Raw genomic sequence first — 12,473 nt, 5'->3', positions numbered from 1 at the left:
ATTAGAAAAAATAGGCACTAAGAGTGTATGATATACAGTATGACGGCTTATGCACGGCATTATATTAAAGAAAATTGGGGCACTGCAACCTGGGAGCTGCGTTCAGTTAATCAACGCTATCTAGAAGTCGACATCAATTTGCCAGGGCAGTTACGTAGGCTAGAGCCAATTATTCGGGATCGTATCCGCTCATGTTTAACACGCGGTAAAGTAGAGTGCTATCTGTATGTTAATCTCCAAACACAAAGTGCGTTCCATGTAAATACAATACTAACAAAACAACTAATTCAGGCAGCTAAGTTAGTCAAACAGTATAGTGGTGAAGGAGAGATTAATCCGATCGCTATTCTAAGTTGGCCAGGTGTAATAGCTACGCCAGAGCACGATATTGATGACACTATTATTACCCAATTATTTTATAGTTTCGATACTACGTTGCGTGATTTTCTTCATGCTCGTGAAACAGAAGGTATAGCTTTAAAAGCGATTATTGAACAACGCTTAGCCGGTGTTAGTACTGAAGTTACTAAGATTCGTCAACAAATGCCCGATATCCTGGTATGGCAAAAGAAAAAATTACTAGGTAAGTTAGAAGAAGTACAAATTAGGCTAGATAACTATCGTCAAGAGCAAGAGTTTGTTCTTTTAGCTCAAAGATTAGATGTAGCCGAAGAACTAGAGCGTTTGGAAATACATGTGAAAGAAATATATCATCTTCTTATTCTCAGCAACAAAGATGCTGTTGGTCGTCGTCTAGACTTTATGATGCAAGAATTGCACCGTGAGTCAAATACTTTAGCATCAAAATCAATTAATGCCAGTGTAACAAAATCAGCAATTGAGCTGAAGGTTTTAATTGAACAGATGCGTGAGCAGATTCAAAATATTGAGTAACCGCTATAATACTCGTTTAAGTAAGTAAAATTGATGATATCATTACTAATTATATAAGTATTATGTCCTTTTTAACAAGTTTAACAAGGTGAATAAATATGTCTCGATTCTGTCAAGTCACAGGAAAACGGTCAGTTAGTGGTAATAACCGCTCCTATGCAATGAATGCTACTAAACGCCGTTTTCTACCTAATTTGCACTTTCATCGCTTCTGGATTGAAGCAGAAAAACGCTTTATTAAAATACGCGTATCTGCTAAAGGTATGCGGGTAATTGATAAGAAGGGTATAGAGAATTGTTTAGCAAATCTCTGCATCCGTTACTAACTAATATGATAAATTAAATTATCATTCCTCTTGAAGGTATAATGTTCTTATGGCTAAAGGTGTTCGCGAAAAGATTAAGTTAGTTTCTTCTGCTGGTACTCATCACTTTTATACTACAACGAAAAATAAACGTCTTAAGCTTGAAAAGCTAGAATTGAAGAAATTCGATCCAGTAGTACGTAAACATGTGATTTATAAAGAAGCGAAGATTAAATAATGTTGCATATGACTAAAAACAAGAATAAAGATATTACGAGATATAATGGATAACAATTAGATGCCAGAATTACCAGAAGTAGAAATTATTCGTAGAGGCATTGAACCTTGGGTCGTTGGTCATATTATTCAGCGGGCTGAAATACGTAATAACCAGCTACGCTGGCCAATTGATCAAGAAATAATTTCTATACATCAGCGCAGGGTTATTAGTCTAAAACGCCGGGCTAAATATTTACTCATGCAGCTCCATCATGGCTGGATTATTATTCATTTTGGCATGTCAGGTAGGCTGAGAATATTAGCACACATGCTCCCACCAGAAAAACATGATCATATTGATTTAATTATGAGTAATAATTGTATTCTTCGCTACACTGATCCACGAAGATTCGGGGCTTGGCTTTGGAGTAATAATCTAGACAAGATGAGTATTCTAAATAATTTAGGAGTCGAACCTCTCAGTGATCAATTCGATGGTCACTGGTTATTCACTAAGTCACGTAATAAAAGTCTGCTGATTAAGCAATTCTTAATGACGAATAAACTCGTAGTTGGCATTGGTAATATTTATGCTAATGAGGCTCTCTTTGCTGCTGGTATTCTGCCAAGTAGAGCTTCGTGTTCATTAAAAGAACAAGAAGCTCTACTATTAGCTCGTAGTATCAAAGCTATACTACTAAGCTCTATTGAGGAAGGAGGTACTACATTGCGCGATTTTTTACAATCAGATGGTAGGGATGGCTTGTTTGCAAAAAAGTTACAAGTTTATGGTAGACATGGTGAACCTTGTTATACATGCGGTGAATTCATACAAATAGCTAAATATGGTCAGCGGAGTAGCTTTTTCTGTCCATCGTGCCAAAACTAAGGGTGTAACCTTGCTTTCACTTCATTTGCAATTAATGCCGGAAGAAAGTGATCAATGCTACCGCCATGCAGCGCTACCTCCTTTACTAAGGTAGAGGAAATATAAGCCAAAGTTTCATCTGGCATCATAAACACTATCTCTAGATTAGGCATAAAATAACGATTCATTTTCATCATCTGCATCTCATGCTCAAAATCTGCTGCTGCTCTAATACCTCGTATAATAATATTAGCTTGTTGTTGGTGGGCAAAATGAGCCATTAAACCAATAAATCCCCGTACTGTTACATTAGGTAAATGTAATGTAACCTGAATAGCTAATTTTACTCTTTCCTTTAGATCAAATAAAGGTTGTTTGCTGGGACTAGCTGCTATAGCTAGTACAACTTCATCAAAAATATGTGCTGCACGTGTTATTAGATTTAGATGACCATTAGTTAATGGATCAAATGTACCAGGATAGATAGCTTTTTGGTTCATACTTTTCATCTCGCTTGTCTTAGTAAAAAATATTAACTACCTTTAAACTATCCTCGATATGAATAATGAATCATGAAATTATATGGAGAATATTCATGGTTAGTTTCATTGTTACCACTAACTTAAGGAAGTATCCTGAACTATATATAGAGTTTTTTCTATAAAAATAACTAGGTAACGGATTTGTCAAATAAATAATATATATTTTCTTATAATAAAATATAAAGAATAATGATAAATTTAATTATCAATGCAAGTGTAGTGCTTAATCTACCTACAACTACTTTCTTAACCAGGGTATAGGATTTACCGCTTTACCTTGGCGTCTTATTTCAAAGTATAGTGATGATATTTTACTACTAGTAGATCCTACTAAAGCAATTACTTGTCCAGCTTTAACCTGATCACCTACATGAACTAATGTACTTTGGTTGTTGCCATAAATACTCATATCTCCTTTTCCATGTTCTATCGCAATTATTAGACCATAGCCTTGCAACCAATCAGAAATTATAACTTTACCGTCTGCAATAGCCTGTACTCTGCTGCCTTGAGGTGCTGCAATCACTAGTCCTTTATATCGTAAATCACCTTTTTGTGGTTCACCGAAGCTATGAATTTTACGTCCTATAACAGGCCATATGGCCTGTCCAACAGTTAGACCACCGTATAAGCGTGCTACTAGTGGTGTTGGTTTTTCTACTGCTGTAACCTTAGCCTTCAATTCAATTTGAGCACAGGCAATAGTATTACGTAGCTGGGTCTCATAAGTACGTAATTTAGTTATCCTCTCTTTGTTCTGTTTTATCGATGTATTTAGATCATGGAGAATTTTCTGGTCAGTATTACGGGCAGTACGTAGTACCCTTTGCTGCTGTTGTAACAATGTATTTTGTTGATGCTGTTTTTGCTGTTGCTCTTCTTTTTTGGCTACTAGTTGAATGCTGGTTAGTTGTAAATATCGTATTTTTTTTTCCCTCTCTTTATTAAGAGATATTAAATATACTAGAATATGTTTGTTTCGTTCACCATCTCTATGATTATGATTACTGAATATCCACTGTCGATTAGCTTTTAGCTTCTGACGGAAGACAGTATCTAGCTGCTGTCCTAATAATTTATGTTGTATAATAGAATCCTGTTGTAACTTATTAATTAAAGAATTTAACAGCTTAATATCGTGGTTAAGTATGTTTAAACTATGCTTAGTATTACGCCAGGCTTTAGTTGATTGATCAATAACTTGTTGCTGCTGCTTTAACTGTTTCAGCAGAATTATACGCTGTTGTTGCTGCTGTTGTACGCTTTTCTCCTTTTGCAAAATATCTTGTTGCAACTTTTTGATCTGTTGTTTATTGTCGTTCGCATGACTCATGCTAAGATAAAAAATAACACAAGCATAGAGCATACAAGAGCAAATACCATGCTTTAATTTCTTCTTCTTACTGCCAGAAAATTGTATAAGCAATAATGTTTTCCGCGGTGTTTTTTCCCTCATGGAAATAATGATGACATTTTAAACAGCTACTTACTAGTGCTATACAGCTGTAAGTAAGGTTAGTATAGTTTTTATAATTGACTGCTGAACAGGAGTTTTTCACGCTATGCCTGAAATAATACAGTTTATTAGTAAACATTTTATGTTAAGTTTGGCATGGTTTATATTATTTAGTACAGTAATAGTTATAACTATTCAGAGTTGGTTTTCTAAAATTAAAGAAATTGCTAACTCCGAAGCAATTCGCTTAATTAACAAAGAAAATGCAGTGATTCTTGATTTAAGAAGCAAAGATGATTACCGTCATGGGCATATTACTAATAGCTTGAATCTGACGGAGACAGTACTGAAAAATGGTAACCTTAGTTCTATCGAACTAGCTAAGAATCGACCAGTAGTAGTTATTAATAATAATCATATTGCCTCTCGTAATTCTGCGAATAAGCTATATAAAGCTGGTTTTGAAAAGGTTTATGTACTCAAAGAAGGCATTACCGGTTGGTGTGAGGATAATTTACCCCTGATTAGGAGTAAATAACTAATTTTTAGTTGAGCTATCAGGTAGACTAGTATGGCTAAGATTGAAATATATACAAAATTCAGCTGTCCCTATTGTCATCGGGCTAAGGCATTGTTAACTAGTAAGCAATTACCTTTTCAAGAAATAAAGATTGATGGCAAGTTTGACCTACGAGAAGAAATGATTAAGCGTAGCGGACGGACTACCGTCCCACAAATATTCATCAATAGCGAACATATTGGGGGATTTGATGATCTATGCGATCTTGATACATGTGGTGGATTGGATTACTTAACGCCGGATATTTAAGTATGTTTATCCTTCAGCTTAATAAAATAACTAAGTTCTTATGTTTTAAGAATGATGAATACTTATTATCTCTATTAGATATTGGCGCTGAGTAATGTCTGCTGTTATTACCTCTATGATTGTGATCGGTGCAGGTTCTTACGGCACTGCTTTAGCTATTACCCTAGCTCGTAATGGTAATAAGGTATTATTATGGGGGCATGATCCTGTCCATGTTCAAGCGATGAAAGTAGCAAGGTGTAATCATGCTTTCTTACCTAATGTCATATTTCCATCTACATTATACTTAGAAACTTCTTTACCTGTCGCGCTGACAGCGAGCCGTAATGTGCTAATTGTGGTCCCTAGTAATGTATTTGGTAGCGTGCTAACACGAATCAAACCACATTTACGTCCTGATGCACGTATTGTCTGGGCTACTAAAGGCTTAGAAATGAACACTGGAAGACTATTACAAGATGTAGCACGGGATATACTAGGTGGACATATACCCTTAGCAGTAATATCTGGACCCACTTTTGCACGTGAATTAGCAGCTGGATTGCCTACGGCTATAGCTATAGCGGCTACCGATGTTACTTTTAGCGCTGACCTACAACAATTATTGCATTGCAGTAAAAGTTTACTTGTAGAGTGTAATATCGATTTTATTGGCGTTCAGTTAGGGGGTGCTCTTAAAAATATCATCGCTATCGGAGCTGGTATATCTGACGGTCTGGGATTTGGTGCTAATGCTCGCGCAGCACTGATAACCAGAGGATTAGCAGAGATATCACGCCTTGGTAAAGCTATGGGTGCAACACCAAGCACCTTTATGGGCATGGCTGGTCTAGGTGATTTAGTATTAACTTGTACCGATAATCAGTCACGTAACCGCCGTTTTGGTATACTAATAGGGCAGGGTATTGAGGTACAAACTGCACAGAAGAACATAGGTTTAGTTGTTGAGGGATATACTAATACTAAAGATGTATTAAAACTCGCAAGTCGTTACCGAGTAGTGATGCCAATTACCGAACAATTATACCAGATTTTATATCATAATAAAAATGTCTACGATGCTGCATTAACGCTGCTGGGACGATACTATAAAGATAAACAAATTAGTTATTTATAATGTAAACTTATCTCTTAATCAATTTTTTATTTGAGTAAAAGGTAAGCTAGATGTCTATTGAACAGTTAAAATTAGTATGGAATAGCATTAAAGCTGAAGCACGATTGCTAGCGGACTGTGAACCGATGCTAGCAAGTTTTTTTCATGCAACTTTGCTAAAACACGAGAATTTAGGTAGCGCTTTGAGTTATATGCTTGCGAATAAGCTATCTAATCCTATTATGCCAGCTATTGCTATTAGAGAAGTAGTTGAGGAAGCTTATCGTGCTGATCCTGACATGATTTTGGCAGCTGCGCGTGATATACATGCGGTTCTTTTGCGTGATCCAGCAGTAGAGAAATATTCTACTCCACTGCTATATCTTAAGGGAGTCCATGCACTACAAGCATATCGTATTGGTCACTGGCTATGGTACCAAAATCGCCAGGCATTAGCTGTTTATTTTCAAAACCAAATTTCAGTGTCCTTCGGCGTAGATATCCATCCAGCTGCGCACATTGGCTGTGGTATCATGCTTGATCATGCTACAAGCATCGTTATTGGTGAAACTGCAGTCGTAGAAAATGATGTATCAATACTACAATCTGTAACTTTAGGTGGAACGGGCAAAACTAGTGGAGATCGTCATCCTAAAATTCGCGAAGGTGTGATGATTGGAGCAGGTGCGACTATATTAGGTAATATTGAGGTGGGAAAAGGTGCTAAAATTGGTGCAGGTTCTGTTGTCTTGCGTTCTGTGCCACCTCATACTACTGCAGCTGGAGTTCCGGCTAGAATAGTTGGTAAACCAGATAGCGATCGACCATCAGAAGAAATGGATCAATTTTTTACTAGTCCTGGTTTTCAATTCGGTGATGGGATATAATATTAATCCTACCACCGATAATATCCTCATAGGACGTGAAATACGACTTACTTGATCATTAGTACTTACCTACATGGATGATTAAGTAGCATTACTATCCTTAGTGCTTATCTATTTATCATTCTACAAATAGAATATAGATAATTAATATGCTAAGCAATACTAATATAGTTATCATCTTTCAAATACAGTTTATACAGATACATTGTATGCCATATATATTGTTTTTTCAGTTAAGAGGGAGGCATGATTAATAAAATCGGGGTACTAACTAGTGGTGGTGATTCTCCAGGAATGAATGCGGCTATCCGTAGCGTAGTTAGGGCAGGGCTTTCGGAAGGCTTAGAGATTTACGGGATTTCTGATGGCTACCAGGGTTTATATCAAGATCGTATGAGAAAACTAGATCGCTACAGTGTTTCCGATATTATTAACCGTGGAGGCACTTTTCTTGGTTCTGCGCGTTTTCAAGAGTTTCGTGAAGAGGCTATACGGGCTATTGCTCTTAATAATATGAGTAAATATGGTTTGGGTGCCCTAGTGGTTATTGGCGGTGATGGATCTTATATGGGCGCAAAACTATTAACAGAAATGGGTTTACCATGTATAGGATTACCAGGTACTATTGATAATGATGTAGCTGGAACTGATTATACTATTGGTTATTTTACGGCGTTAGAAACAGTCGTTGAAGCTATTGACCGTTTACGTGATACTTCTACATCTCATCAACGTATTTCAATAGTAGAAGTAATGGGGCGTTATTGCGGTGATCTAACAATGGCTGCTGCCATTGCTGGTGGTTGCGAGTTTATTGTATTACCTGAAGTAGAATTTCAACCAGAAGACTTAGTCTACGAAATTAAGGCGAGTATAGCTCAAGGCAAAAAACATGCTATTGTAGCAATTACCGAGTATATTTGTAATGTGTTTGAACTGGCGCTATATATCGAAAAAGAGACTGGGCGTGAAACACGCGCAACTGTTTTAGGTCATATCCAGCGTGGTGGTAACCCAGTAGCCTATGATCGCATTCTGGCATCAAGAATGGGAGCATACTCAATCGAACTATTACTACAGGGATATAGAGGACGTTGCGTTGGAGTACAAAATGAGCGGCTTGTACATCATGATATTGCTGATGTTATTCAAAATATGAAGCGTCCTTTTCGCCGTGATTTTTTGGAAACTGCACGTAAATTATTCTAATAAATTTAATTTATTGGTTAACAATGTAGTTTATTTAATTAAAGATCTTAATATAACAAAAGGAGTTATTATGTTCAAATGGCAGTATGGGTTAATCTTGATATTAATCTCAGGAAGTTTACTTGCAAAAGATATCAATTTACTAAATATTTCTTATGATCCAACACGTGAATTTTACCATGAGTATAATGAAGCATTTACTAAATACTGGCAGCATCAAACAGGAGATTACGTAACAGTACGTCAGTCTCACGGAGGTTCTAGTAAACAAGCTACTTCAGTAATAAACGGAATTGAAGCTGATGTTGTTACTCTAGCGCTTGCTTCAGATGTAGATGCCATCGCAGAACATACACTTATTGATAATAAGTGGATAACTCGCTTACCGGATAACTCCGCACCATATACGTCGACCATTGTCTTCTTAGTACGTCAAGGTAATCCAAAAAATATCCATGACTGGCCTGATTTAATTCAACCAGGAGTATCCGTAATAACACCTAATCCTAAAACCTCTGGTGGTGCACGCTGGAATTATCTAGCTGCCTGGGGTTATGCTTTATACAAAAATAATAACGATTCAGTAAAAGCACATAATTTTGTTAAAGCATTGTATAAAAATGTGGATGTTTTAGATTCCGGGGCTCGTAGTGCCACCAATACATTTGTGGAACGTGGTCAAGGTGATGTACTAATTGCTTGGGAAAATGAGGCCTTACTGGCACTAAATAAGCTAAAGAGTAAAACTCAACTGGAGATTATTACACCAAGTATATCTATACTAGCAGAACCAACAGTTGCTGTGGTAGATGCAATTGTTGATAAAAAGGGTACCCGTGAGGTTGCTAATGCTTACTTAAAGTATCTTTATTCTCCTGAAGGCCAGCGCATAGCAGCAAAACACTACTATCGACCGCGCGATGCTAGCCTAGCTCAGGAATTCCCAAAACTAAAACTATTTACCTTAAATGAAACTTTTGGTAACTGGCAAAAAGCTAAACAAGAACACTTTTCTAATGGTAGTAGTTTTGATCAAATATATCAGCGCGAAAATAAATAACTTAGTTTTTTTTTGCTCGTGCAGCTGCCTTAATGATAGTAGCAAAGATATCAGCTTTCAGCGATGCACCGCCAACTAATGCGCCATCAACATCTGGTTGGTTAAACAGCTCAGCTGCATTACTAGCATTTACTGATCCTCCGTATTGAATTATAACCTGCTCTGCTATAGCCTGATCATGATTGAAAAGATAGCTTCTTATAAATTTATGTATTTTCTGTATCTGTAACGGATTAGCGGATTTTCCGGTAGCAATTGCCCAAATAGGCTCATAGGCTATGACTGCATTTTTAAACGCTTGAGTACCTACTATATTGAGAATATAGTCAAGCTGACGGACGCAAATAGCTTTAGTCTGATCTTTTTCATTCTCTTCTTTAGTTTCTCCAATACATAAAACAGGAATAAGTCCTTCATTTTTTAGGCAAGCAAATTTATTAGCTATATCCTCATTGCTTTCTTTATGGTATAAGCGACGTTCAATATGGCCAATAATAATATATTTAGCGCCAATATCTTTAAGCATCTTAGCCGAAATTTCACCAGTAAATGCACCAGAAACATGGAGATCAACATTTTGCGCTCCTAGAGCTATATGGCTACCAGTTAAATAAGATTTAGCTCTGTCCAAATATATCATTGGTGGGGCTATAGCAACGTTGCAGCAGTTAATCATATTACTTAATTGATTACGGAGTGATATGATAAAATTGCTAACCATATGTTTACTACCGTTTAGTTTCCAGTTACCAATAACTAACGGATGTCGCATATTATTTCCTCCTATTCATAAGCTGCTATGCAATAAATCCATCTAGATATGGGTAGGTAAAAAATAGCTATTTTTAGACCAGAATGAGTAATAACTTCATAAAGTTTATCGTTTGGAATTTTTGCTGGAACTATTATAGTGAATCAATGTTATTGATTAGATGAATATGGCATTACAAGTTCAATAACTTATTTATGTAATACCGTTGTACTTATACAACTATTATCCGCTAATTTATCTATTCAATATGCTATGAGTTTTACTATAAAATAAATCTGCTAAAATCTTCATCAGATACTAAGTCATCTAGATGACTACGAACATAATCGGCATCTATAGAAATAGTTTTACCATGCCATTCGCTAGCGTCATAAGAAATATCCTCCATCAAAAGCTCTAAAATAGTATGTAGACGCCGAGCACCGATATTTTCCGTGCGCTCGTTTACTTGCCAAGCAGTTTCAGCTATACGTTTAATACCGTCTTCAGTAAAGGATATACTAACACCTTCTGTTGCCATAAGGGCAATATACTGCATTGTTAGCGACGCATTCGGTTCAGTCAGAATTAATTGGAAATCTTTAGGTGTTAATGCTTCTAGTTCTACACGAATTGGTAAGCGACCTTGTAGCTCAGGTATTAAATCTGAAGGACTAGCTACCTGAAAAGCGCCAGAAGCTATGAATAAAATATAGTCTGTTTTAACCATGCCATGCTTCGTTGATACCGTACAGCCTTCCACTAACGGTAATAAATCACGCTGTACACCTTCACTAGATACATCTGGTCCAGAAACATCACCTCTTTTACAGATTTTATCAATTTCATCAATAAAGACTATTCCATTCTGTTCTACAGCTTCTATAGCCTTTTCTTTTATTTTCTCCTGATTTACTAGCTTAGCTGCTTCTTCTTCTATTAGAAGCTTCATTGCTTCTTTAATCTTCATTTTGCGTGATTTTTGCTTTTGACCAGCTAAATTTTTAAACATAGACTGTAGCTGATTTGTCATCTCTTCCATGCCTGGAGGAGCCATAATTTCAACACCAATAGGCGTTGCAGCTAAATTAATCTCAATTTCTTTTTCATTGAGCTGGCCTTCACGTAATTTTTTGCGAAAATGCTGGCGGGTACTTGAAGGCTCACTGCTATTATTTTCTTCTATTTTGTCCCAATTGTTCGGGGTTGGTTGCGGGATTAAAACATCTAGTATCCGCTCTTCAGCTCTTTCTTCCGCGCGAAAGCGATTTTTTTCCATCGATTGTAGACGTACCATTTTTACGGCCGCATCAGTTAAATCACGGATAATAGAATCTACTTCCTTACCTACATAGCCTACTTCAGTGAATTTTGTAGCTTCTACCTTAATAAATGGTGCGTTAGCTAGTTTAGCTAATCGTCGTGCTATTTCTGTCTTACCTACGCCAGTAGGACCAATCATCAGAATATTTTTTGGTGTGACTTCATGACGTAATGTTTCGTCTAGCTGCATACGACGCCAGCGATTACGCAACGCGATGGCTACTGCTCTTTTAGCATTATGCTGGCCAATAATATAGTCATCTAGTTCATTAACGATTTCGCTTGGAGTCATGTGAGACATATTTTAATATCCTTCAGCTGTAGATGTTAATTCTTCAATGGTGTGGAATTGATTAGTATAAATACAGATATCTCCAGCAATTACCAATGATTTTTTAACAATTTCGCGGGCGCTAAAATTAGTATTTTCTAACAAAGCGCGAGCAGCGGACTGAGCATATGGTCCACCAGAACCAATCGCAATAAGGTCTTTTTCCGGTTGTATTACATCACCGTTTCCGGTAATTATTAGCGATGCATTTTCGTCTGCTACAGCTAGTAGTGCTTCTAAACGACGTAACCGACGGTCAGTACGCCAGTCTTTAGCTAACTCTACTGCTGCTTTCACTAAGTGTCCTTGATAACTTTCTAGTTTACGTTCAAATAATTCGAATAATGTAAAAGCATCAGCAGTGCCACCAGCAAAACCAGCTATTACTTTATCATTATAATATAGTCTACGTACTTTACGGACGTTCCCCTTCATAATAGTATTACCGATAGTCGCTTGGCCATCACCACCAATCACAACATGACCATTACGACGCACGCTGATAATTGTTGTCACTTCTAACCCCTTAGAACAGAAATAGCAGCTATCTCTCCCCGGTAAGGAGAGAGGTTTACTATTAAATGGGGTAATCTTTAATCTTTTCAACCCCAATAGGTCATGATAGTAGTATTTTATCTTGCTAGCTGCTATATTAGCAGCTAGTCATCTTTTTAAATAAAGATTAACAATTGAGTTATTTGGT

General features: G+C 36.8%; 15 protein-coding genes. 10 read left to right on the top strand and 5 right to left on the bottom strand.

All coding sequences use genetic code 11. The annotated features are described in order from the left end of the window. Positions 1-27: 27 nt before the first annotated feature. From BCI_RS00890 to mutM, 4 genes are all read left to right on the top strand, one after another. On the top strand, positions 28-894 hold the full coding sequence (locus BCI_RS00890; protein ID WP_011520374.1) for a YicC/YloC family endoribonuclease: 867 nt from the start codon (positions 28-30) through the stop codon (positions 892-894). Between the two features lie 98 nt (positions 895-992). Continuing rightward, a complete protein-coding gene (rpmB, locus tag BCI_RS00885; protein ID WP_011520373.1) occupies positions 993-1,220 on the top strand; it encodes a 50S ribosomal protein L28 in 228 nt (75 codons plus the stop codon). A gap of 49 nt (positions 1,221-1,269) precedes the next feature. Further along, on the top strand, positions 1,270-1,437 hold the full coding sequence (gene rpmG, locus BCI_RS00880; RefSeq protein ID WP_011520372.1) for a 50S ribosomal protein L33: 168 nt from the start codon (positions 1,270-1,272) through the stop codon (positions 1,435-1,437). Between the two features lie 60 nt (positions 1,438-1,497). Continuing rightward, positions 1,498-2,307 carry a bifunctional DNA-formamidopyrimidine glycosylase/DNA-(apurinic or apyrimidinic site) lyase gene (gene mutM / locus BCI_RS00875; RefSeq protein WP_011520371.1) on the top strand — a complete coding sequence of 270 codons (810 nt, stop codon included), beginning with the start codon at positions 1,498-1,500 and terminating at the stop codon, positions 2,305-2,307. Here the strand turns inward: mutM and coaD are convergent. Both coaD and BCI_RS00865 read right to left on the bottom strand, forming a co-directional pair. Continuing rightward, the gene (coaD, locus tag BCI_RS00870; RefSeq protein WP_041574884.1) at positions 2,304-2,786 is read right to left on the bottom strand and encodes a pantetheine-phosphate adenylyltransferase; all 483 of its coding nucleotides are present in this window, start codon (positions 2,784-2,786) and stop codon (positions 2,304-2,306) included. The genes mutM and coaD overlap by 4 nt on opposite strands. A 280-nt stretch (positions 2,787-3,066) precedes the next feature. After that, positions 3,067-4,284, bottom strand: coding sequence for a peptidoglycan DD-metalloendopeptidase family protein (locus BCI_RS00865; protein WP_011520369.1), 1,218 nt, complete (start codon positions 4,282-4,284; stop codon positions 3,067-3,069). A 106-nt stretch (positions 4,285-4,390) separates the two neighbouring features. On the opposite strand from BCI_RS00865, the gene BCI_RS00860 reads away from it, so the two are divergent. The 6 genes from BCI_RS00860 to BCI_RS00835 all read left to right on the top strand — a co-directional run bounded on the left by BCI_RS00860 (position 4,391) and on the right by BCI_RS00835 (position 9,365). Then, positions 4,391-4,822: a rhodanese-like domain-containing protein gene (locus BCI_RS00860; protein ID WP_011520368.1), complete on the top strand. Its 432-nt coding sequence runs from the start codon at positions 4,391-4,393 to the stop codon at positions 4,820-4,822. Positions 4,823-4,855: 33 nt separating this feature from the next. Next, on the top strand, positions 4,856-5,113 hold the full coding sequence (gene grxC / locus BCI_RS00855) for a glutaredoxin 3 (protein WP_041574883.1): 258 nt from the start codon (positions 4,856-4,858) through the stop codon (positions 5,111-5,113). 94 nt (positions 5,114-5,207) lie between these two features. Next, positions 5,208-6,230, top strand: coding sequence for an NAD(P)H-dependent glycerol-3-phosphate dehydrogenase (gpsA, locus tag BCI_RS00850; protein ID WP_011520367.1), 1,023 nt, complete (start codon positions 5,208-5,210; stop codon positions 6,228-6,230). Between the two features lie 50 nt (positions 6,231-6,280). Next, entirely contained in the window at positions 6,281-7,096 is an 816-nt protein-coding gene (gene cysE / locus BCI_RS00845; RefSeq protein ID WP_011520366.1) for a serine O-acetyltransferase, read from the top strand. Between the two features lie 246 nt (positions 7,097-7,342). After that, on the top strand, positions 7,343-8,305 hold the full coding sequence (gene pfkA / locus BCI_RS00840; protein ID WP_011520365.1) for a 6-phosphofructokinase: 963 nt from the start codon (positions 7,343-7,345) through the stop codon (positions 8,303-8,305). A gap of 70 nt (positions 8,306-8,375) precedes the next feature. After that, positions 8,376-9,365 (top strand): sulfate ABC transporter substrate-binding protein, encoded by a 990-nt coding sequence (locus tag BCI_RS00835; RefSeq protein ID WP_011520364.1) that lies wholly within the window; start codon positions 8,376-8,378, stop codon positions 9,363-9,365. Position 9,366: 1 nt separating this feature from the next. Here BCI_RS00835 and tpiA read toward each other — a convergent pair whose 3' ends face one another. The 3 genes from tpiA to hslV all read right to left on the bottom strand — a co-directional run bounded on the left by tpiA (position 9,367) and on the right by hslV (position 12,286). After that, the gene (gene tpiA / locus BCI_RS00830) at positions 9,367-10,137 is read right to left on the bottom strand and encodes a triose-phosphate isomerase (protein WP_011520363.1); all 771 of its coding nucleotides are present in this window, start codon (positions 10,135-10,137) and stop codon (positions 9,367-9,369) included. A 262-nt stretch (positions 10,138-10,399) separates the two neighbouring features. Further along, on the bottom strand, positions 10,400-11,740 hold the full coding sequence (hslU, locus tag BCI_RS00825) for an HslU--HslV peptidase ATPase subunit (protein ID WP_011520362.1): 1,341 nt from the start codon (positions 11,738-11,740) through the stop codon (positions 10,400-10,402). A 3-nt stretch (positions 11,741-11,743) separates the two neighbouring features. Further along, positions 11,744-12,286 carry an ATP-dependent protease subunit HslV gene (gene hslV, locus BCI_RS00820; RefSeq protein ID WP_011520361.1) on the bottom strand — a complete coding sequence of 181 codons (543 nt, stop codon included), beginning with the start codon at positions 12,284-12,286 and terminating at the stop codon, positions 11,744-11,746. Positions 12,287-12,473 lie beyond the last annotated feature (187 nt).

This window comes from Baumannia cicadellinicola str. Hc (Homalodisca coagulata) (genome assembly GCF_000013185.1).
GTDB classification, from domain to species: domain Bacteria; phylum Pseudomonadota; class Gammaproteobacteria; order Enterobacterales; family Enterobacteriaceae; genus Baumannia; species Baumannia cicadellinicola_E.
The sequence above is the reverse complement of the archived record's forward strand: the minus strand, read 5'-3'. Positions and strand labels throughout refer to the sequence as shown.